Raw genomic sequence first — 20897 nt, forward strand, 5'->3', positions numbered from 1 at the left:
CCAGGACCCCCGTATCAGACCCCAAGACTTACAACCCTGAGAGGGATTGACGCATAGTGCTCGACGTCAACTTCTTCGATGAGCTCCGGATCGGTCTGGCCACCGCTGACGACATCCGTCAGTGGAGCCACGGCGAGGTCAAGAAGCCTGAGACCATCAACTACCGCACGCTCAAGCCCGAAAAGGACGGACTCTTCTGCGAGAAGATCTTCGGTCCGACCCGGGACTGGGAGTGCTACTGCGGCAAGTACAAGCGCGTTCGCTTCAAGGGCATCATCTGTGAGCGCTGCGGCGTCGAGGTGACCCGCGCCAAGGTGCGCCGTGAGCGGATGGGCCACATCGAACTGGCCGCGCCCGTCACCCACATCTGGTACTTCAAGGGTGTCCCGTCGCGTCTGGGATACCTGCTCGACCTCGCCCCGAAGGACCTCGAGAAGGTCATCTACTTCGCGGCGTACATGATCACGTTCGTCGACGAAGAGCGCCGTACGCGTGACCTGCCCTCGCTGGAGGCGCACGTCTCCGTGGAGCGTCAGCAGGTCGAGAACCGGCGTGACTCCGACCTCGAGGCCCGCGCCAAGAAGCTCGAGACCGACCTGGCCGAGCTCGAGGCCGAGGGTGCCAAGGCCGACGTGCGCCGCAAGGTGCGCGAAGGTGCCGAGCGCGAGATGAAGCAGCTGCGCGACCGTGCGCAGCGCGAGATCGACCGCCTGGACGAGGTGTGGACCCGGTTCAAGAACCTCAAGGTCCAGGACCTGGAGGGCGACGAGCTCCTCTACCGCGAGCTGCGTGACCGCTTCGGCACGTACTTCGACGGTTCGATGGGTGCCGCGGCGCTGCAGAAGCGCCTGGAGTCCTTCGACCTCGACGAAGAGGCCGAGCGGCTTCGCGAGATCATCCGCACCGGCAAGGGCCAGAAGAAGACCCGTGCGCTGAAGCGGCTGAAGGTCGTGTCTGCGTTCCTGCAGACCTCCAACAGCCCCAAGGGCATGGTCCTCGACTGCGTCCCGGTCATCCCGCCGGACCTCCGCCCGATGGTGCAGCTGGACGGTGGCCGCTTCGCGACCTCCGACCTGAACGACCTGTACCGCCGTGTGATCAACCGCAACAACCGCCTGAAGCGGCTTCTGGATCTTGGTGCTCCCGAGATCATCGTGAACAACGAGAAGCGCATGCTTCAGGAGGCCGTTGACGCGCTGTTCGACAACGGTCGTCGTGGCCGTCCGGTCACCGGTCCCGGTAACCGCCCGCTGAAGTCCCTGAGCGACATGCTCAAGGGCAAGCAGGGTCGATTCCGTCAGAACCTGCTCGGCAAGCGTGTGGACTACTCCGCGCGTTCCGTGATCGTCGTCGGTCCGCAGCTGAAGCTGCACCAGTGCGGTCTGCCGAAGGCCATGGCGCTGGAGCTCTTCAAGCCGTTCGTGATGAAGCGCCTGGTGGACCTGAACCACGCGCAGAACATCAAGAGCGCCAAGCGGATGGTCGAGCGCGGCCGCACGGTCGTCTACGACGTCCTCGAAGAGGTCATCGCCGAGCACCCGGTTCTGCTGAACCGTGCGCCCACGCTGCACCGCCTCGGCATCCAGGCCTTCGAGCCGCAGCTGGTCGAGGGCAAGGCCATCCAGATCCACCCGCTCGTCTGCACCGCGTTCAACGCGGACTTCGACGGCGACCAGATGGCCGTACACCTGCCGCTCTCCGCGGAGGCGCAGGCCGAGGCCCGCATCCTGATGCTGTCCTCGAACAACATCCTGAAGCCGGCCGACGGTCGTCCCGTCACCATGCCGACCCAGGACATGGTGCTGGGTCTGTTCTTCCTCACCACCGACGGTGAACTCCGCGACGTCAAGGGCGAGGGCCGCGCGTTCGGCTCCACGGCCGAGGCGACGATGGCGTTCGACGGCGGCGAGCTGGCGCTCCAGTCGGCCGTGGACATCCGCTTCCCGGTGGGCACCATCCCGCCGCGTGGCTGGGTGCCGCCGGTCCGCGAGGAGGGCGAGCCCGAGTGGCAGCAGGGTGACACCTTCCGGCTGCGTACGACCCTGGGCCGCGCGCTCTTCAACGAGCTGCTGCCCGAGGACTACCCGTTCGTCGACTACTCGGTGGGCAAGAAGCAGCTCTCCGAGATCGTCAACGACCTGGCCGAGCGCTACCCCAAGGTCATCGTGGCGGCGACGCTCGACAACCTGAAGGCGGCCGGCTTCTTCTGGGCGACCCGTTCCGGTGTCACCGTGGCCATCTCCGACGTCGTCGTTCCCGAGGCGAAGAAGGAGATCGTCAAGGGTTACGAGGCGCAGGACGAGAAGGTCCAGAAGCAGTACGAGCGCGGTCTGATCACCAAGGAAGAGCGCACGCAGGAGCTCATCGCGATCTGGACCAAGGCGACCAACGAGGTTGCCGAGGCGATGAACGCGAACTTCCCGAAGACCAACCCCATCTTCATGATGGTCGACTCGGGTGCCCGAGGAAACATGATGCAGATGCGTCAGATCGCGGGTATGCGTGGTCTGGTGTCGAACGCCAAGAACGAGACGATTCCCCGTCCCATCAAGGCGTCCTTCCGTGAAGGCCTGTCCGTGCTGGAGTACTTCATCTCCACCCACGGTGCCCGTAAGGGTCTGGCCGACACGGCCCTCCGTACCGCCGACTCGGGTTACCTCACCCGTCGTCTGGTCGACGTCTCCCAGGACGTCATCATCCGCGAGGAGGACTGCGGCACCGACCGCGGCCTCAAGCTGCACATCGCGGAGCGCGGCGCGGACGGTGTCCTGCGCAAGGCCGACAACGTCGAGACCAGCGTGTACGCCCGTGCGCTGGCCGAGGACATCACCGTCGACGGCAAGGTGCTGGCCCCGGCCAACACCGACCTCGGCGACGTCCTCATCGACGAGCTGGTCAAGCACGGCATCGAGACGGTCAAGACCCGCTCGGTCCTGACCTGCGAGTCCGCCGTCGGCACCTGTGCCATGTGCTACGGCCGCTCGCTGGCCACCGGCAAGCTGGTCGACATCGGTGAGGCGGTCGGCATCATCGCCGCCCAGTCCATCGGTGAGCCCGGTACCCAGCTGACGATGCGTACCTTCCACACCGGTGGTGTGGCCGGTGACGACATCACCCAGGGTCTGCCCCGTGTCGTCGAGCTCTTCGAGGCTCGTACGCCGAAGGGTGTCGCCCCGATCTCCGAGGCCCAGGGCCGCGTGCGGATCGAGGAGACCGAGAAGACCAAGAAGCTCGTCGTCACCCCGGACGACGGCAGCGACGAGACGGCGTTCCCGATCTCGAAGCGTGCCCGTCTCCTGGTCAGCGAGGGCGAGCACGTCGAGGTGGGCCAGAAGCTCACCGTGGGTGCCACCAACCCGCACGACGTGCTGCGCATCCTGGGTCAGCGTGCCGTTCAGGTCCACCTGGTCGGCGAGGTCCAGAAGGTCTACAACTCGCAGGGTGTGTCGATCCACGACAAGCACATCGAGATCATCATCCGGCAGATGCTCCGCCGCGTGACGATCATCGAGTCCGGCGACGCCGAGCTGCTGCCCGGCGAGCTGGTCGAGCGTTCGCGCTTCGAGCAGGAGAACCGTCGTGTGGTCCAGGAGGGCGGTCACCCGGCCTCCGGTCGTCCGCAGCTCATGGGTATCACCAAGGCCTCGCTGGCCACGGAGTCCTGGCTGTCGGCGGCGTCCTTCCAGGAGACGACCAGGGTGCTGACGGACGCGGCGATCAACGCCAAGTCCGACTCCCTGATCGGCCTCAAGGAGAACGTCATCATCGGTAAGCTCATCCCGGCCGGTACGGGCCTGTCCCGCTACCGCAACATCCGGGTCGAGCCGACCGAGGAAGCCAAGGCCGCGATGTACTCGGCCGTCGGCTACGACGACATCGACTACTCGCCGTTCGGCACGGGCTCCGGCCAGGCCGTTCCGCTGGAGGACTACGACTACGGTCCGTACAACCAGTAAGCGAGCAGGCTGAGTTGAACTGAAGGGCGGTCACTCCGTTTCATACGGGGTGGCCGCCCTTCGGCGTTGTCTCAGCGCGCGGTGATTTCGAGCGCGGTGACCACGACCGTCGCTACGGCGGCCAGCGCGCCGATGCTCGCCAGCGGCCAGCGGGACCGCTCCAGGGTGTCCAACCGCCGCTCGTGGTCGGCGAGTTGCTTGTCGGTCTGGTCGCTGCGCTGGACCAGGAGCGCGAGCGAGCCGTCGACCCGGGCGAACCCGGCCTCCAACGAGCCGCGCAGCCGCTCCAGTTCGAGGGCGACGGTGATCGCGTCGTTCGGATCAGTGTCGTTCATCGGCGTCCCCCGTCCGCAGCCACGCGGGCAACAGCGCCTGTACGGCGGGCAGGGCCATGACCCTGGTGACGCCGGCGGCGACGGCCAGGGCGCCGGCCACCCACGGGATCGTCTCGGCGACACCGGCGGCGTCGACGACCGTAGGAAGAAGGACACACAGGCCGACAGCGGTCTGGACTACGGTGCGGAGGGTTCGCTTGGCGGCCTCTGACATGGGGCCTCCTCTCAGGAGCTGTACGGGACCTTCAGCGCGATCCAGGACGTGGCTCCCGGCCAGCCGTCCGCCGCGGTGCCGGTGTAGCCGAGCTTGCGCTGCCACTTGGCGTAGGAGGCCTTGTCGGTGGTGGTCCACTGGGGGCCGGGACCCGAGGTGTACGCCGAGCAGCCGACGGCGACCAGGCGCTTGCCCATCGCGGTGACGATGGCGGACTTGGGGTTCTTCTTGAACCAGTCGGCGCCGGGGAAGGGCTGGTAGGTCGGCTTGGCGGGCGGGGTGACCTTCGTGCCGAGGCGGGTGGCCACGCGGGTGCGGAAATCGGCCATCGTGAAACCCCGGGGGTCGATCTTGGTGTTCGTCCACTCCTTGTGGCCGATGACCGAGTGGGCGTTCCAGCCGTGTGCTCGGCAGAGGGCGGCGGAGGCTCGGACCATCGCGTCCAACTGGACTGCCGGCCAGGGGTCCTTGCCGTCGCCGAGGTTGACGCACTCGAAGCCGTAGAAGTGGACGTTGCCGTCCGTGTTGTTCTGGTTCGGGGCGGGGAGGGTGGGGCTCTGGGCGATGACTGCCTTCAGTACGTCTCCGTCGCCGCTGCCCGCGTGGTTGGCTCGGCCGTTGCCGACGAGGTGGACCGTGCCGTCCTTCGCGATTACCCCGTGGCAGAGGGGGCCGGGGAGTTCCGAGTGGCCGTTGTAGCAGAGGTTGACGGAGGTGGTGGTGCCGGAGGTGACGGTGTGGTGGATGACGATTCCGTTCACTGGGCCCCAACTGCCCTTGCTGTTGCGGTTGTTGGTTCGCCAGCCGGGGTGTTCGGTGACAGTGATGCCCTCGGCTTTGAGGGCGGTGATGAGGGCGTCGGGGGAGAGGGGTGTGGCCATGGGGTGCCTTCCTGGTCGGCGGGGTGGGCATGAAAAAACCCGGGCCGGGGGTGGGGGCTCGGGTTGTGTGCGGAGTGCGGGGCGGTGGGGGCTGGTCGCGCAGTTCCCCGCGCCCCTAAGGGGGTTGGGGTGCGCGGAGGTGGAGGGCTAGGTGGTTGCCGTGGGGTCCTCGGTGCCGTCGCCGTCTCCCGGATCGTCGTTCGACGGGGTCCACTTGGCGGCCAAGGCGGTATAAGACGCCGTGTTGTCCACGAAGTTGGCCAGGGCTGCGGCCACCACGCTTTGGACGGCGGTCTGGTCGGGGACGACCATCGCTGTGCCTATGGGCATGATCGTGGTGCGGGCGCTGCCTCGGATGGCGGAGCCGTTCGCGCCCCATTCTGTGAACTGGGCGGCCACCGTGACGGGGGCGTAGGTGCCGCTTATGGAGTCGGGGGCGATGATGCTGTTGTAGCTGGAGTCGGAGACGTTGACGTAGATCGTGTGGCCGGCCTCGGTGATGGTGGCTCGGCCCGCGAAATCGATGGCCAGGCCCCAGGGTTGGGTGGTGTCGATGTCCATGGGTTGTCGTGTCCTTTCTCAGGTTTGGCGGCCGTACATCAGGATCGGGTTGGCGTAGACCGTGCCGGAGGCGCTGGTGACCTGGGCCTGGACCTCGACCTTGAGCTGGGTGCCGTAGACCGTGCCGAAGTCGGAGCTGATCAGGGCCTCGTAGATGAAGTCCGTGCCGGCGCTGACCGTGCTGCCCCACTGGGCGCCGTTGACGAGGACCTGGACGGAGCCGGTGGCGCCGGAGCTGGCGCGGGTGTTCATGACCAGGCGCATCTTCGGCTGCCAGGCGATGTTGTAGGACATCGCGATCGTCGTCATTGACGTCGATGTTGTCTGTGGCCAGCGGGTCGTGCTCGTGTCCTGTGGGGGCAGCATGTTCAGCCAGGGGCGGGCCAGGCCGCCCGTGCTGATGTCGTCCGAGAGGATCTCGCGCTCCGCCTTGTCGTAGAGGCGGAGGGGTTGCAGTGAGGTGGCGGTGCCGTCGCCGTTGTACATGCTCATCGCCAACTGGCCTGTCTGGCGGCGGAGTTCCATGCGGTACTCGTCGGTGCCGGGCCACTTGCCGATCTTGAAGACCGGGGAACCGGTGGCCGGGCCCACCTCCAGGGTGCCGCCCGAGACCGTGTTGAGGGCCGGGCGGGTGTTGACCGCGGTGGAGAGCTGCTGGATGCGGCGTTCCATCTGGGTGAGCCGGTCGATGATGTCTTCGGGGAGCTGGGGCATCAGGCCTCCTCCAGGTAGAGGTCGGCGGTGTCGGGGCGGCCGCGCTGGGCGGGGCTGACCTTGACGCCGATGATCCGGTAGCGGGTGTCGAGGCCCTCGGCGTACCACTCGTCGGTGATCCGGATGCGGACCGTGCGGCCGATCAGCGCGGACGGGACCAGGTCGTCGAGGCGCACGCTGATCTCGGGGATCACCACCGCGCCGGTGGCCGCGGCCAGTTCGGTGCGGGCGAGGGCGGTGAGGGTGGCCGCGTCGGTGATGTCGTTGTGGTCCGAGGTCAGGTCGATGCGGGGGTAACCCGCTTGTCCGATCAGGTTGTTGGCGACCGCGACCGTGGAGCACAGGGGGCGGGACTCGCTTGCCTGGTCCGTGTTGGTGGAGGCGCCTCGGGCCCGGTCCGTGGTGCCGCCGCGGGTGGCGTCCCGGGGGAAGGAGTACGCCAGGATCGTGCCGGGCCTGTCCATCACCAGGTCGGTCGCCCCGGTGAGGATCTTCGGGCTGCCGAGGCGGAGGCGGCGTACGCGGGCGCCGGTCGTGGGGTCCGTGTACACCGAGATGTAGTGCTTGAAGCCGTTCTCCAGCGCGGCCAGGGCGTCCAGCGCGTCGAGGTAGACCGTCTCGTCGCCGTCGCGGTAGCTCGCCGAGCGGGTCACCCCGGAGGTCTCGGTGCCGTAGCTGACGCCGATGTCTCCGCCGGGGAGTGCGGTCTGGAGGTCCGTCCAGAGGGCCCTGGCCATGTCCAACTGGTCGCCGGTGAGGGCTAGTTGGTAGCCGGGGTCGTACTCGGGTGTCGTCGCCCGGATCAGGCGCCTTCCCGCGTACGACTCGAAGGTCGCCGCCTGGACGCCGAGGGTGAGCACGCCCTGGTCGTCGCTCTGAAGCGTGCTCGTCCAGACGATGCCGCCCCACCACAGGTCGTTGCCGCGCTGGAGGTAGACCGAGGTGCGGCCCTCCTCGATACGGCGGACCCGGGCGGCCATCGCCGCGTCCGGGACCGGGATCGTGCCCGAGAGGGAGCCGGCCTTGCCGATGTAGTCGTCGACGGTGACGTCCCGTAGGGGGAGGATGTCGATGGTGCTGTCGGTGAGCAGGTCGCAGAAGATCGCGCGGTAGGGCGTGTTGACGGTCGTCATGCGGCGGCCTCGTAGGTCGCCGAGCCGAAGATGGTGTGGCCACTCGCCCAGGTCCACGGGGTCAGGGAGTCCACTCCGCCGGTGTTGGCGAGGGCCACGGCGGTGGGCTGGCCGGAGGCGGTGACGAGTTCGAAGGCCCCGGTGGTGGCGGGGTAGAGGCGGGCCATGACGCGGTTGTTCGCGGTGTTGGCCGACATCTCGGCGAAGCCGATCGACATACGGGTCGCGGCGGCGGCGACCGGCAGCGAGAAGCGCCAGCCGTCGCTGATGGTGGGGCTGGTGCCGAAGGAGGTGGTGCTGCCGAAGACGATCTGGAAGTTCAGGTGCACGGTCGTGCCGAACTTCACGTACCGGCAGCTCAGGCTCGCGTTGCCGAAGGACGGGGTCGCCGATCCGGTGCTGGTGGTCCACACCGGGGTCCAGTTCTGCCAGGTCGGCAGGGCCGGGTAGTCGGCCCAGGCCGTGCCGTTCCAGCGCTGCAACTGGCCGTTCAGGTCGCGGTACTGGCCGGGGTAGGAGCCGTTGGTGGAGTCGGTGGTGACCGGGAGGATGCCGCCGATCGCGACCGTCGCGGTACGGACGCCGGTGAGGGCGGTGGTCCAGGCGATGCCGCCGGTGCCCGCGCTCGTGTTCTTGGGTACGGCGACCTGGTACAGCGGGACGGCGAGGTCGGGGGTGGCCGGGATCGCCGGGGTGGCCGCGGGGGTGCCCTGGACGATCTCGACGACGGCCTCGGTGCGGCCCGAGCCGTCGTAGACGTCGTCGTAGATCCGCAGGACGAGGAGGTCGATACGGCCGTAGAGGGCGTCGCCGTCCGCGAAGGTCACGTTCTCGAAGTCGGTCAGCGCGATCGGGTAGGCGCCGCGGGTGTCGGTGGACTGGACGATCGCGCGGCCGGGGCTGACGGTGCCGCTCATGGTGCCGGTGGTGCCGGTCAGGGTGAAGCCGTTGATGCGGTACAGGCCGGTGGACGATCCCGGGAGGATGCCGGAGCGGACCTGGACGGCGGAGGTCGGGGTGAGGGCGCCGAGCGAGATGAGCCGGGTGTCCTCGCGGGACTGGCTGTCCGGGGACAGCCAGCCGGAGCGGGTGGGCATGGGTGAACTCCGATCAAGGGGTGGGGAGTTGGGGGGAGCGTGGAAGGGAGGGGTCTTACGCGATGGGGTCTGTGCGGAGGTAGATCGTGTCGAACCAGGCGGGGACGGTGGAGGACGTCGATCTGTGCATGGCCGTGATCGTGTAAGTGGCGCCCGGGGTGAGGGAGTTGAGCCGAAGTTGGGTCGAGACCGACTTGCCGACCGCGCCTGAACCGGACGCGGCTCGTTCGTCGTCCGCCGACCAGATCACCGTGGTACCGAGGGTGACCTGCGGGGACATGTGCGCGGTCGTCGTCTCGCTGCTCGTCGTGTAGGCGCGGGCGCCCAGGGCGATGATCACCGAACCGGACGGTGGTGCCGTGAAGTTGAGCGTGAGTGCGGTGACCGCGGTGTCCGTGAGCGTGGACGTGTACGTCGTCGACGTGGTGTAACCCGCGTCCAGCGACTGCGCGAACGCCGGGCCCGGTACGGCGGGTTGCCAGGCGGTGCCGTTCCAGCGCTGGAGCTGGCCGGCGGAAGTGTCGCGGTACTGGCCTGTGTAGCCGCCGGTCGTCAGCGCGCCCGTCGGGGCGATACCGCCGATCGCCTTCGGGTACGGCACCCAGGCCGTGCCGCTCCAGCGCTGGAGGGAGCCGGAGGTGTCGTTGTCCTGGTACTGGCCGCGGTAACTCCCGGCCACCGTCGCGTTGTTGTAGACCGGGAGGATGCCGCCGACCGAGACGAGTGTGGTCCGCAGGTCGGTGATGGCGGTGGTCCAGGGGAGGCCGCCCGTGCCCGCGCTCGTCCCGGCCGGGACGGCGACCTGGAACAGGGGCAGGGCCAGGGCGGGGGTGGGCGGTGCGGTGGGTACGGCGGCCGGGGTGCCCTGGACGGTCTCGACGGCGGCCTCGTTGCGGCCGGAGCCGTCGCTCTCGTCGTCGTAGACGCGCAGGACGACCAGGTCGATGCGGCCGTACTGGGCGTCGCCGTCCGCGAACGTGATCGTGAGGTTCTCGTCGAGGGCGACCGGAAACGTGCCCTGGGTGGTGGTGCCCTGGACGACGGCCCTGCCGGGCTGGACGACGGCGGTCATCGTGCCCGTCGTGCCGGTCATGCCCAGGCCGCCGATGCGGTACTGGCCGTCGTCGGTGCCGGGCAGGATGCCGGAGCGGGTCTGCAGCGGGCCGGCCGGGGTGGTGGCGCCGAGGGCGGTGTGGCGGGTGTCCGCGCGCGTCTGGCCGTCCGGTGACAGCCATCCGTAGCGGACGGTCATGACGCGGACTCGTACGTGCCGTGGATCGACAGGACGTCGCCGGTGCCCCAGGCGACGGGCTGTGTCTTGTCCCAGATGCTGTTGTTGATCGACAGGGTGTCGCGGACCGAGCGGACGTAGCCGATGCCGCTGGTCACCGAGAGGAGGCCGCTGCCCTGGTAGAGCAGGCCGGTGGAGGAGTCGAAGTACTCGGCGTTCAGGACCCGTCCGTCCAGCTTCCACGCGGGGGTGGAGACCGGGGCGAACGGCAGCCGGAACGTCCAGTTGGCGTTGTCGCTCTGGGCGGTGAGGTTCGTCGTCGAGCCGGTCTTGAGGTAGATCCGGATGTGCACGACCGTGCCCAGCTTTGCGTACGACCCCGCCAGCGTCCCGTTGCCGATCGCGGGGGCGGTGCCGGTCTCGGCGCCCCACACCGGGGTGTAGTCGGTCCAGGTCGGGGAGGGGACGTAGTTGATCCAGGTCGTGCCGTTCCAGCGTTGGAGCACCCCGGCGGACGTGTCCCGGTACTGGCCGGTGTAGCTCGCGGTGGTGACCGCGCCGGCCGGGGCGATGCCGCCGAGCGCGCTCGGGTACGACACCCAGGCCGAGCCGTCCCAGCGCTGGAGCGCGCCGCCGGAGTCGCGGAACTGGCCCGGGTAGGCGCCGGTGCCGGTCTCGCCGTACGCGGGGAGGATGCCGCCGATCGCTACGACGGGGGTGCGGAGGTCGGTGACGTCGGTGCTCCAGGTGATGCCGCCCTTGCCGGCGCTGATGCCTGCGGCGACCTTGACCTGGTAGAGGGCGAGTCCGATGCCGGGGATCAGCGGGGGTGCCGGGGTGGCGGCCGGGGTGCCCTTGACTATTTCCAGGGACGCCTTCGTCTGGCCGGAGTTGTCGTAGAGGGAGTCGTAGATCCTGAGGACCACGAGGTCGATGCGGGGGTTGGTCGCGTCGCCGTCGGTGAAGGTGAGGGTGGCCGGCTCGGGGAGGGTGATCGGGTAGGCGCCCTGGGTGGCGCCGGCCGCGACCACGGCGCGGCCCTCGTGGACGGTTGCCGACATGGCGCCCGCCGCGCCCTCCAGCCAGAAGCCGGACATGCGGTTGAGGCCGTCGTAGCTCCCGGGGAGGATGCCGGAGCGTACTTCCAGGGGGTTGGCGGGGGTGGTCGCGCCCAGCTGGGTCAGGCGGGTGTCCTCGCGGGTCTGGCCGGTCTCGGCGACCCATGCGCTGCGGAGGTTCATGTACGGGGCTCCTGGGGTGGGGTGTTGTGTGGTGGCTGGGGTGGTTCGCCCGCGGGTGGGGGTTGGTGCCGGGTGCGCGGCGGGCTGCGCCGTACCGCCACGACCCGCTCCCGGTTCGTCGGTGGCTGCGGGCTCGTGGGGCGTTACCAGTCCGCCGAGCGCCAGCGGACCGACAGTTGGGCGCCGGTGTCGTAGGTGTCGGGGCGGAAGGCCAGGTCGGCTCGGCCCGGTTCGAAGGCGAAGAGCTCTTCGGGGCCGCTGTTCGCTGCCGCGGTGTGGCGGCGGGAGGCCGTGGAGTTGAGGGTGACTGTGCCGGCCGCTGTGTCTACGACCAGTTCGTCGCCGGTCGCCAGTCCGATCTCGTAGCGCAGGCGGCGGCCCGAAGTGCGGTCTGTGATGGTGGGGTTGGTGCAGGGGCCGGTGAAGGTGAGGATCGGGTGGGTGGGGGCCGAACCGGAGTTGTCCGCGCCCACGTCGCCGGTGGATGATGCCTGGCCCCAGTTCAGGGGCCAGGTCAGGGGCCAGGTGAGGCCGCTCTCCGGTTGGGGGGCTCCGGTGACCGCTGTCTGTTCGTCGACCGTGTAGCGGCGGGGGTCGGTGGCGTACCACTGGATGGCAGCCTTGGAGACGCCCTGTGTGGTGTACGTCCGGTCGGCGGCCAGGACGCGCTGGCTGACCCGGGCTCGGATGGCCAGGGTCTCGCCGTGCAGGCGTACTGCCAGCCAGCGTTCGGTGTCGCCGAGCAGCAGGGCCTGGCGCAGGGCTCGCATCGCGGAGAGGGAGGACGCGGTGTCGTCCTGCGGGGGCACGGTCCAGATCGAGCCGCCTACCTTGCGGGGTTTGGCGTAGCGCGCGCCCGGCCAGGCGCCGTGTGCGGTGGGGTGGTCGGCGTCTGTCGTGTCGTAGTCCGGCAGGTCCTCCCAGCCGGTCAGCCCGTCACTGCCGATCTCGTACGGCGTACCGGGGCCGAGCAGCAGTCCGGCCCACTGCATCTGCCCGTCGCGGGTGATGAGTGAGCCGGGGGGTACGTCGTCGGTCGATGTGGTGAGTGTGGTGGATGTGGGCGTCGTCTGATCGGCCATGGGGCCGTCACCTCGCTGTCAGGGGTGCGTGCCGTTTCACGCGCGGGCGTGGGCGTGGGCGGAGGCCAGGAAGAGGAGGTCGGTCGCGGTGCCGTGGGCGCCCGTGCCGTTGCTCTCGTGGAACTCCCTGATGTGGGGGGTGCGTTGGGCGCGCCGAGCGGTCGCCCGGCCGCGCTGTCGGTCCAGCGTGGTGAGGGGCAGGACCCTGCCGGTGCGGGCGCCGGGGATCGCGATGCCGCCCTCCGCGAGCATCGGGATCTTGTTGAGGTGTACGCCGAACTTCTTGCCGAGGATGCTGAAGCTGAGCTTGTTCAGGCCGTCGATCACCCAGTTCGCGAAGGCGACCAGGCCTTCGACGGGGCCCTTGACGACCCCGGCTACGGTCTGGGCGCCCGTGGTGACGAACTGGCCCATCGCGCGCAGGGTGTTGGAGGTGGCGTTCTTGACCCGGGTGAAGGCGGCCGGGATTTCCTTGGTGATCCAGTTCAGGGCCGGCTTGACGGCGTTCTTGAAGCCGGTCCAGATCGCCGAGACCTTGGTGGTGAGGGCGCGGGTGTCGCCGGTGGTGAGTGCTTTGAGGGCGGCGAAGCCTGTGCTGATGATCGTGTGGAGGACGGAGAGGGTGGTGGTGATCAGGGTGAGGTAGCCGGTTACGTAGGTGTTCACCGCGCTTGCGATCAGCTTGAGGATCGGGCCGAGGATCGTGAGGTGGCTCTGGACGTACTTCAGGATCAGCGTGGCCAGTTGGTCCATCAGGCGTTGGCCGGTCTCGGAGTTCAGGGCGATGTCCAGGAGCCAGCCGGCCAGAGGGAGGAGGATGCCGGCTACGAAACCGATCGGGTTGGCTCGGGTGAGAGCGTTGATGACGATCATGACGCCGGAGCCGATGGTCATGGCCGTGCCGAAGGTGTCGAGGAGGCCGCCGAGGACACCGGAGGCGGCGATGAGGGTGCCGACTATGGCGAAGACACCGCCGAGGTTGGTGGTGAGTCTGCCGAGGGATTTGCCGGCGGATCTGACCTTGGTGCCGGTGGACTTGATGCCGGAGGCGCCGGTGGTGGCGGCTGTCCGGCCGGTTCTGGTGATGGAACGGGCTGCGGTGTCCGCGTTCGTCTTGATCTGTTGTACGGCTGTGGCGGTCTGGGTGGCGGGGGTGGTGACGTGGTCGAGGTCGGCGGCGGCGCCTGTGACGCGCTGGGTGAAGGACCGTACGCCGGACTGGGTCTGGTCGACCCTGGTCCGGAAGGAGCGCAGGGCGGGGGTGGCGGCGCTGAGGGGATTGCGGAGGGCTGTGGCCGTGCTGCTCATCCGCGCGCCTTCGCCAGGAACATCAGCGCGTCGGCGGTGCGTTGTGGGGTGCTGGTCTGGGCTGCGTAGTAGTTCTCGATGTGGAGTGCGCTGCCGTCGGTGGCGGACATCCCGGCATACGCCCGGCCCCTTGAGGCTGCTGCCTTGAGGAGGCGGTCGAGCTTGGTGAGGGGGAGGACGGCCTCTGCTTCGCCGGCCTCGGCCAGGAGGGCGGGGACGCCGCCGGAGCGGGGCATGACGACACCGCCGGAGGCCAGCGCGGGGATTCTCGGGAGGCTGACGCCGAAGGTCTTGCCGCCGACCATCGGGACCCAGCCGGGGATGGAGACGTGGATGCCGTTGAGGGCGCCGATCGCGCGGTTGATGAGGCCGATGACCGCGTTGATCGGGTCGCGGACCGCGCTCCTGATGCCGTCGAAGGCTCGGCTCGCGATGCCCTTCAGGCCGCCCCAGGTGCTGGAGAGGCGGTCCTTTACGGCCCGGAAGGCGTCAGGGATGGCGGACTTGACCCAGTTGACGACCGGGGAGATGACGGCCTTGATGCCCTTCCAGACGGTGGAGACGACTGTGCTGATCGCCTTCAGGACGCCGGTGATGATGGACTTCCATACGTTGACGTAGGTCCTGATGACCGTGGCGATGGCCTTGACGATGTTCGTGATCGCCGTCTTGATGCCGCTCCAGACCGACTTGATCAGCTTGCCGGCGTTCTTCATGATCGGCTCGATGGCCTTCATGACGCTGCTGATCACGGCCTTGATGACCTCGAAGGCCTGCTTCAGGACCTTCTGCATGGTCTTGGAGTTGGTCACCATGTCGATGACCTTGTCGATGAGCGGCTGGAGCAGGCTCATGAGCAGGCCGAAGAAGTTGCCCTTCATCGACTTGTTCATCTTGTCCTGGCCCTTGGCCGCCTTGCCCGCCCCGGTCTCGTACTTGCCGAGGTTGGTGCCGGCGCTGGAACCGGTCTTTCCGGCCTTGCCGAGCGACTTCTCGGCCTGGTCGGAGGACGTCTTGAGGTCCTTCAACTCCTTTCCGGAACCGTCGGCGGCGGTCTTGAGGGCCTTGAGCTGATCGGCGCCCTTCTGACTGTTGCTGCCGATCCCCTTGGCCGCGGTACCGGCACCGGACGCCTTGGACTTGAAGTCGTCCAGGGAGCCGGAGGCTTTCTTGAGGGAACTGACGAGACTCATTGCACACCTCCTTCGGGGAGAGGGGGATCATCCGGCGATGCGGTTGGCGGCGTCGGTGGAGTCCGTGCCGAGCTCTTGGAAAAGCACCCGAAGCCGATCGCCGTCCCGGACGACTTCTCGGGCGGCTGAAGCGATGTCCTTGAGGGTCCTGGGCTTGGGGAGTTTGTCGTGATCGAAGGCGGACATCTTCTGATTCAGCCTGCCCGTGGCATCGGTCAGGTTGTCCAGATCCGCGGGGCGCAGCCGCTCGGTGATCTTCTCCAGAGCGTCACTCAGTTTGTTCGCCGCGGTTGCTGTCCGCTTCATCTTGGCTGCGGTGGGAAGCTTCGACTTGAGCCCGTCGAGGGTCGTGATGCCGTTGTTGATCCTGCCGATGGCCTGGCCGAGCGAGTTCGCCTCGGCGGAAGAGGGCAACCCTGAGGCGCCGCTCTGTTGCCGCCTCTGACGGAGTTGCTGGTTAGCCGCACGCTGTAGCTGCCGCACGGACTGCTGCGGGTTTTCCGGTTGTATCCCCAAATGCCCGTCGGCGTCACGGCCGATGTACTGGCGATTCCCGGTCAGACGGCCGGTCACGGTGAGGCTGAGGTTCTTGAATTTCTCCATGAGGCCCTTGACCGAGGCGATGATCGCCGTCACCGCTGCCACGGTTGCGGTGATAGCGCCGAACGTCAGTATGGCCTTACTCAAGAAATCCGAGCCGTTGGCGACGGCCAGGATATCCTTGATGGGGGACATCTCTTTGACGAGGTCCTTCCATCCTTGCGGTTCTTCCTCCTTCTTCCCTCCGCTCTCGATCGCCGCCTTGAGGTCTTTTATTTTTGCGTCGAAATTAGTGGTCGTTACCGTGGACTTCGCATTGGCGTCGATCGTCTCCTCGACGTCTGCCAGTTTGTCGTACACCTCGTCTGTCGTGTGCTGGCCCATTGTGTGGCTCCTCGTTGTTGTTCGGTATCTTTCGGGGGGTATCCCAACGCTCCATAATTCCGGGCGAACTGGTTGCGGGCCGGGTGATTTCTCCCTTGCTGGGGCTGGAATGCCCATGTAGTATTCAGTGGTTCTCTCGATCGCGACAGGTGGGGGTAAAGATGCGACTCTGGTACTTCGTCATTGCATGCGTGTTTCTTCTCCTTGCAATTACTTCTCTCTTCGCTTCGTTCTTGATGTGGAACACTGCGCGACACAATCCGAATTACCCGAAGAGGCCGAAGAGAGTGGCTGCATTCCTGGCTACAGGTCTCGTTTCTGTGGGGCTCTGGGTTTTCTTTCTCCTGCTCTGACTTGTCTGGATTTTAATTGCCTCATCGCGGGGCCGGCGCCGAGCCGGTCCGAAGCTCAGGTGAGCAATGGGCAGCCTCGTGCACACTCCAGGGGGAGATTTGATGGGTAACATCGCGGGTGTGGGATTCGTCCTGATGGGTATTGGGGTGCTGCTCTGCTTCGCGAATTCAGGGGGATTCGTCAAGTTTGTGAAGCTGAGAAATCTTGAGCGTCACGGTGTCGAAGGGGAGGCGGTGTCCGACCTTCAGGAATGGATTAGCAGTGGGCATCGCGTCTACTACCACATCCGTATCCCGGGAGCCTCGCTCCAGGACCCACCGCCCCAGTTCATCGAAGTCGGGCCGGAGCCGAGGGGGCCGGTGGGCACGGTCGTTCCGGTGGTGTATGACCGCAGAAAGCCGAAGCGGGCCAAGACTGGCAGTCTCGCGGAAATCGATTCTTCCGAAGAGCGGGGCATGGTGGTGTTCTTCTGGGCGCCCGGCCTGGCGCTCATCGCCGTGGGTGCCGTGCTCGCAATCTTCTTCTACTGAATCACGGCACCGACCCCCTTCTTTGTTTCCCTCCTGATTTGGGAGAGTGTTCTTCGATTTGATGCTGATTTTTCGGGGAGGGGAGTTTCGATGGGGAAACCCGCGACAAACAGGGTCTGACCTTGACCGCCGGCTGGGTCGGCGGGGGCGGTGGGCATGGCCGGTTCGGCTGCCTGGAAAAGTGTGACAGTTCTCCGGGAAGTGTCACACTTTGGCGTGCGGCTTGTGTGGGGCTCGGTGTACCGCCGCCCGCGGCGGTTTCGGGTACTTCGATCGGGGGGTGCGGTGAGTGTAATCCTGGCTGTAACCGGGATTGTTCTGATCAGTATCGGTATGGTTGCTTGCACGCTTAATTCGGGGGGTTTGGTTACTTTCCTGAAGCTGCGGAATCTGAAACGCCACGGTGTTGAGGGTGAAGCGGTGTCGGAACTTCAGGAGTGGATCAGCAGCGGGCATCGCGTCTACTACTACGTCCGACTCCCGGGTGCCGCGCCTCAGAGCGCGCCGCCCCGGTTCATCGAGGTGGGGCGGGAACCGCAGGGGCCGGTGGGCATGGTCGTGCCGGTGGTGTATGACCGCAGGAAACCGAGTCGAGCCATGACGGGAAAGCTTGCGGACATCGATCTGTCCGACGAGTGGGGCGGTGTGAAGGCGTTCTGGGGTACTGGGTTCGCGTGCATCGGTTTGGGGCTGGTGCTCATCCTGGTATTTCACTAACAATTGTCGAAACGTGCTGCGGGCCCGAATCGGTGAAGTCTGTGTGGGCTGGGAAGGTGACCTACGAGGCGGCGAATGGGGTGCGGTGCCGTGGAAAGTTCGACAAGCTCGACGTTTCTCTTTTCGGTTCGGCGTCGAAACCGAGGCGCTTGCAAAGTCTCAGGAGTACGCCGGCGCCGGGAAGTAAGGGATGTGATGGGCAACATCGCGGGTGTGGGATTCGTGAAGTCTGTGAAGCTGAGAAATCTTGAGCGTCACGGTGTCGAGGGGGAGGCGGTGTCCGACCTTCAGGAATGGATTAGCAGTGGGCATCGCGTTTACTACCACCTCTGTATCCCGGGAGCCTCGCCCCAGGACACACCGCCCCAGTTCATCGAAGTCGGGCCGGAGCCGAGGGGGCCGGTGGGTACGGTCGTTCCGGTGGTGTACGACCGTAGGAAGCCGAAGCGGGCCAGGACCGGCAGTCTCGCGGAGATCGACTCTTCAGAAGAGCGCGGCATGGTGATGTTCTTCTGGGTTCCCGGATTGACGCTCATGATCGTGGGCGCCGCGCTCGCGATCCTCTTCTACTGAGGCCATGAGATAGTGGGCGCGCGATGAGCATCTTGCTGAGTCTTGGAATTGTTTTTGCGCTGTTCGGCGTTTTCGCATTACTGGCGCAATCGGGGAGCTGTGTGGAATATCGCCTCATGCGCGCCCTGAGGGATCACGGCGTCGACGGAGAGGCGGTTTTCCGGCGTGAGGAGTACGTGAGCGGATCGAAGAACCTGATGTACTTCGATGTGCGCCTGTCCGATGGAGAGGTGCAGGCGGAATTCCATGAGTACATGCCGGAAGTTCCGGGGCCGGCGGGGACGGTCGTTTCGGCTGTCTACGATGCCCGGAATCCGAAGCGTGCTCGAACGGGGCTCCGGAAGGACCTCGACTTCGAGAAGGAGTGGCCGGTCGTCCTATTGTTGGGAGGCGGGGGGCTGATGCTGCTCGGTGTAGGGGTACTTCTGTGTGTTATCGATGCCACGGTGTGACTGTCGGAGTTTTCACCGTGAAGAGGGGGAGATGTGCGGCTCTGGTACTTCGTTATATCGGTGGGCGTCTTTTTGATCTCTGGTCTGTCTTTCTTCGCCGCCTTTTCGATGTGGGAACGCGGGCGAAATGATTCGACATACCAGCCGAAACCCAAGCTCGTCGCGCTGTGCGCAGGCGCGGGTGCGGTGGGCCTGGGGGTGTGCGTCTACCTTCTCTCGCTATAGAAACGTCGTCGAGCAGGGTAATTCGCCGTAAGTGATCGATCGAAGGTCGATGTGGCGGTACCAGCTGGAATGCGAATATTTCCTCCGTCGACGTGGTCGGCTGTGGGCCGAGGGGCAGGAGTGCCAGAACGGATACGCGGACGACGGTGCCGGCCAGCAGGGCCGTGAGGAAGCCGTCGACGTGGAGGCCCAGGTACATCTCGGAGTTGAGCCAGGAGGCGAGCAGCCAGATCAGGGTGTCCTGAACGATGCCGATCGCGGCCTGGATCAGCAGCGGGACCGGGCGGGCGTTTCGGATGTCGCCGGGGTAGGTGTAGATCAGCTGGTTCAGGACGAGGAAGACGCAACTGCCCAGCGTTATCGGCATCCATGACGGATCGTCAGTTGTCAGGGTGACGCCGGGAAGGAGGGTGGCGAGTGCCACGCCCAGGCATGTGCCGAGCACCCGTCTCTTCTTGTACATGCCGGGAATCATGGGGCTCCGCTCCTGGCGGACGCAAGGTCCCCGGCCTGCGGCTACGCCTCCGTGCGGAGCAGCCCTGAGCCCAGGGCGCCGGTGAACTCCGACCATGCCGCCCGACTCACCGTCGCCCACGGCAGTTCCGGCTGCTTCGAGTCGCGGAGCGCGATGAGGGGGCCGGCGGTCGCCATCTCGACGCAGTTGTTGGCGGACGCCTCGGAGTACGAGGACTTGATCCACTTCAACTCGGGCACGGCGGCTCTTCCTCTTACAGCTCTTTGATGATGTCGAGGACGGCGTCCCTCGACTGGCTGCGATTCAACGCTACTTGTTCGACCGCGTCCATACGGCGCCGGAAGTTGGCCAGTTGGGCGGGGGCGTCGAAGAAGACAGCTCCGGTGGGGGAGTCCACCTGGACCGTGTCCAGGTGCGGGCTGTCGGCCGCCACGTAGAGCACGGAGTCGCCCGCCATGGGGAAGCCGCCTGCGCTGAACGGGATCACGAGGAGCGTGACGTTGTCCCGCTCGCTCTCCGAGAGCAGGTGGTTGAGCTGGGCGAGAGCCACCTGCCGGCCGCCCACCTGCATACGGAGCGCGCTCTCGTGGATCACACCCTGGTACGGCACCGGGGGCTGCTTGGTGATCACCGCGTGGCGTGCGAGGCGTTGGGCGATGCGCAGTTCCACCTCCAGGCGCGGCAGCGCCGGGATGAACAGGTCGAAGAGGGCGCGTGCGTGGTCCTCGACCTGGAACATGCCCGGCAGATGGGCGGTCTGGAGCGTGCGCAGCGACGCCGCGTGGTGCTCCAGTTCGGCCAGGTCCAGGAAGTCCGGCGGCACCTTGCCCCGGTACTCGTCCCACCAGCCCCCGCTGCGCCCACCCGTCATCGAGGCCAGCGCGTCGATCAGTGTCGGGTCGTCGCACTCGTAGATGGCGGCCAAGCGCCGTAGACGCTGCTCGCTGATGCCGAAGCGGCCCGCCTCCGTGTTGGAGATGGTGGTGCGGTCCGTGCCGAGGAGTTCGGCGGCTCGCGGCGCGGACATGCCGGTGGCCTCCCGCAACCGTCGTAGCTCGGCGCCGAAACGGCGTTGCCGGACTGTTGGGGTCTGCCTCGGTGCCATGTCGCCCTCTCCTCGCTCGCGCACAGTGTGCCCACCGGCGTCGGGCCAGTCCATCGAACACCAAAACTCAACCTGTTGGGGTTAATTTGGTCTCATGGGTTGGAAATCGCCGCTACGGTGTGGCGCAAGCCACTCATCGACATCCCCGCGAGGTGAACGATGGATCTCCCGCCCTTCAACACCACCCCCACCCGCGTCGGTTGGGACACCTCCGCCCTCGACCCCCTCCGCCCCGTCGCCGAAGCCCGGCACCGCACCCGCGTATGGCTCCAAGACCACTGGAAACTGGGCGAGTTGGCCGACTCCGTCGAGCTCGCCGTGGGGGAGCTGTGCACGAATGCCGTACGGCACGGCGGTGGGCTCGCGGGGCTGGAGCTGACGCTCGGGACCGGGCGGAAGTTCGCTCCGCCGTTCCTGCGGGTGACGGTGACCGACCATGCCCCCGCGCTGGTGCCCGAACTGCCCGCGTGCGTCGACCTGTTGGACGAGGGCGGCCGGGGGCTGCGGCTCGTGGAGGCGTTGGCGCGGCGGTGGGGGTGGCACCGTACGGGGTTCGACGAGAAGCAGGTCTGGTGCACGTTCACCGTGTGAGCGGT

22 protein-coding genes are annotated in these 20897 nt (G+C 66.9%); 6 read left to right on the plus strand and 16 right to left on the minus strand.

The annotated features are described in order from the left end of the window. Positions 1-56: 56 nt before the first annotated feature. Complete coding sequence (locus OO69_RS09050) at positions 57-3956, plus strand: DNA-directed RNA polymerase subunit beta' (RefSeq protein ID WP_033279981.1); 3900 nt, start codon at positions 57-59, stop codon at positions 3954-3956. A gap of 71 nt (positions 3957-4027) precedes the next feature. Here OO69_RS09050 and OO69_RS09055 read toward each other — a convergent pair whose 3' ends face one another. From OO69_RS09055 to OO69_RS09115, 13 genes are all read right to left on the minus strand, one after another. After that, positions 4028-4291, minus strand: a complete 264-nt coding sequence (locus OO69_RS09055) for a hypothetical protein (RefSeq protein WP_033279982.1) — start codon at positions 4289-4291, stop codon at positions 4028-4030. Next, positions 4278-4505 carry a hypothetical protein gene (locus OO69_RS09060; RefSeq protein WP_033279983.1) on the minus strand — a complete coding sequence of 76 codons (228 nt, stop codon included), beginning with the start codon at positions 4503-4505 and terminating at the stop codon, positions 4278-4280. The genes OO69_RS09055 and OO69_RS09060 overlap by 14 nt, the downstream gene beginning before the upstream one ends. A gap of 11 nt (positions 4506-4516) precedes the next feature. Beyond that, entirely contained in the window at positions 4517-5386 is an 870-nt protein-coding gene (locus tag OO69_RS09065) for a peptidoglycan-binding protein (protein ID WP_033279984.1), read from the minus strand. Positions 5387-5533: 147 nt separating this feature from the next. Further along, positions 5534-5947 carry a hypothetical protein gene (locus tag OO69_RS09070; RefSeq protein ID WP_051800879.1) on the minus strand — a complete coding sequence of 138 codons (414 nt, stop codon included), beginning with the start codon at positions 5945-5947 and terminating at the stop codon, positions 5534-5536. Between the two features lie 18 nt (positions 5948-5965). Then, positions 5966-6661 carry a hypothetical protein gene (locus tag OO69_RS09075; protein WP_033279985.1) on the minus strand — a complete coding sequence of 232 codons (696 nt, stop codon included), beginning with the start codon at positions 6659-6661 and terminating at the stop codon, positions 5966-5968. Beyond that, on the minus strand, positions 6661-7794 hold the full coding sequence (locus OO69_RS09080; protein WP_033279986.1) for a hypothetical protein: 1134 nt from the start codon (positions 7792-7794) through the stop codon (positions 6661-6663). The genes OO69_RS09075 and OO69_RS09080 overlap by 1 nt, the downstream gene beginning before the upstream one ends. Then, the gene (locus OO69_RS09085) at positions 7791-8891 is read right to left on the minus strand and encodes a hypothetical protein (RefSeq protein WP_033279987.1); all 1101 of its coding nucleotides are present in this window, start codon (positions 8889-8891) and stop codon (positions 7791-7793) included. Before OO69_RS09085 ends, OO69_RS09080 begins: the two co-directional genes overlap by 4 nt. A 55-nt stretch (positions 8892-8946) precedes the next feature. Beyond that, positions 8947-10143 carry a hypothetical protein gene (locus OO69_RS09090; RefSeq protein ID WP_033279988.1) on the minus strand — a complete coding sequence of 399 codons (1197 nt, stop codon included), beginning with the start codon at positions 10141-10143 and terminating at the stop codon, positions 8947-8949. After that, the gene (locus tag OO69_RS48790; RefSeq protein WP_037831564.1) at positions 10140-11363 is read right to left on the minus strand and encodes a hypothetical protein; all 1224 of its coding nucleotides are present in this window, start codon (positions 11361-11363) and stop codon (positions 10140-10142) included. The genes OO69_RS09090 and OO69_RS48790 overlap by 4 nt, the downstream gene beginning before the upstream one ends. A gap of 143 nt (positions 11364-11506) precedes the next feature. Further along, positions 11507-12445, minus strand: coding sequence for a phage distal tail protein (locus OO69_RS09100; RefSeq protein WP_033279989.1), 939 nt, complete (start codon positions 12443-12445; stop codon positions 11507-11509). A gap of 36 nt (positions 12446-12481) precedes the next feature. After that, positions 12482-13753, minus strand: a complete 1272-nt coding sequence (locus OO69_RS09105) for a hypothetical protein (RefSeq protein ID WP_033279990.1) — start codon at positions 13751-13753, stop codon at positions 12482-12484. Further along, positions 13750-14946 (minus strand): phage tail protein, encoded by a 1197-nt coding sequence (locus OO69_RS09110; protein WP_033279991.1) that lies wholly within the window; start codon positions 14944-14946, stop codon positions 13750-13752. Before OO69_RS09110 ends, OO69_RS09105 begins: the two co-directional genes overlap by 4 nt. A 27-nt stretch (positions 14947-14973) precedes the next feature. Then, a complete protein-coding gene (locus tag OO69_RS09115) occupies positions 14974-15870 on the minus strand; it encodes a hypothetical protein (protein WP_033279992.1) in 897 nt (298 codons plus the stop codon). 455 nt (positions 15871-16325) lie between these two features. Between OO69_RS09115 and OO69_RS09120 the strand changes: the two genes are divergently transcribed. The 4 genes from OO69_RS09120 (at position 16326) to OO69_RS09135 (ending at position 18496) form a co-directional block, all read left to right on the plus strand. Next, a complete protein-coding gene (locus tag OO69_RS09120) occupies positions 16326-16754 on the plus strand; it encodes a DUF3592 domain-containing protein (RefSeq protein ID WP_033279993.1) in 429 nt (142 codons plus the stop codon). A 285-nt stretch (positions 16755-17039) separates the two neighbouring features. Next, positions 17040-17471 (plus strand): DUF3592 domain-containing protein, encoded by a 432-nt coding sequence (locus OO69_RS09125; RefSeq protein ID WP_158713361.1) that lies wholly within the window; start codon positions 17040-17042, stop codon positions 17469-17471. A 195-nt stretch (positions 17472-17666) separates the two neighbouring features. Then, complete coding sequence (locus OO69_RS09130; RefSeq protein WP_033279995.1) at positions 17667-18044, plus strand: hypothetical protein; 378 nt, start codon at positions 17667-17669, stop codon at positions 18042-18044. A 23-nt stretch (positions 18045-18067) separates the two neighbouring features. Next, the gene (locus tag OO69_RS09135) at positions 18068-18496 is read left to right on the plus strand and encodes a DUF3592 domain-containing protein (RefSeq protein ID WP_033279996.1); all 429 of its coding nucleotides are present in this window, start codon (positions 18068-18070) and stop codon (positions 18494-18496) included. A gap of 52 nt (positions 18497-18548) precedes the next feature. On the opposite strand, the gene OO69_RS51230 is transcribed toward OO69_RS09135, so the two are convergent. The 3 genes from OO69_RS51230 to OO69_RS09145 are packed head-to-tail and all read right to left on the minus strand — an operon-like array spanning position 18549 to position 20301. Further along, positions 18549-19196, minus strand: coding sequence for a hypothetical protein (locus tag OO69_RS51230; RefSeq protein ID WP_158713362.1), 648 nt, complete (start codon positions 19194-19196; stop codon positions 18549-18551). A 41-nt stretch (positions 19197-19237) separates the two neighbouring features. Further along, positions 19238-19435, minus strand: coding sequence for a DUF397 domain-containing protein (locus OO69_RS09140; RefSeq protein ID WP_033279997.1), 198 nt, complete (start codon positions 19433-19435; stop codon positions 19238-19240). Between the two features lie 14 nt (positions 19436-19449). After that, positions 19450-20301, minus strand: a complete 852-nt coding sequence (locus OO69_RS09145) for a helix-turn-helix domain-containing protein (protein ID WP_051800880.1) — start codon at positions 20299-20301, stop codon at positions 19450-19452. A gap of 159 nt (positions 20302-20460) precedes the next feature. Between OO69_RS09145 and OO69_RS09150 the strand changes: the two genes are divergently transcribed. Next, complete coding sequence (locus tag OO69_RS09150) at positions 20461-20892, plus strand: ATP-binding protein (RefSeq protein WP_051800881.1); 432 nt, start codon at positions 20461-20463, stop codon at positions 20890-20892. The last annotated feature ends 5 nt before the right edge of the window (positions 20893-20897 follow it).

The sequence above is a fragment of the Streptomyces sp. NRRL F-525 genome, assembly GCF_000716605.1.
In the GTDB taxonomy this organism is placed as follows: Bacteria; Actinomycetota; Actinomycetes; order Streptomycetales; family Streptomycetaceae; genus Streptomyces.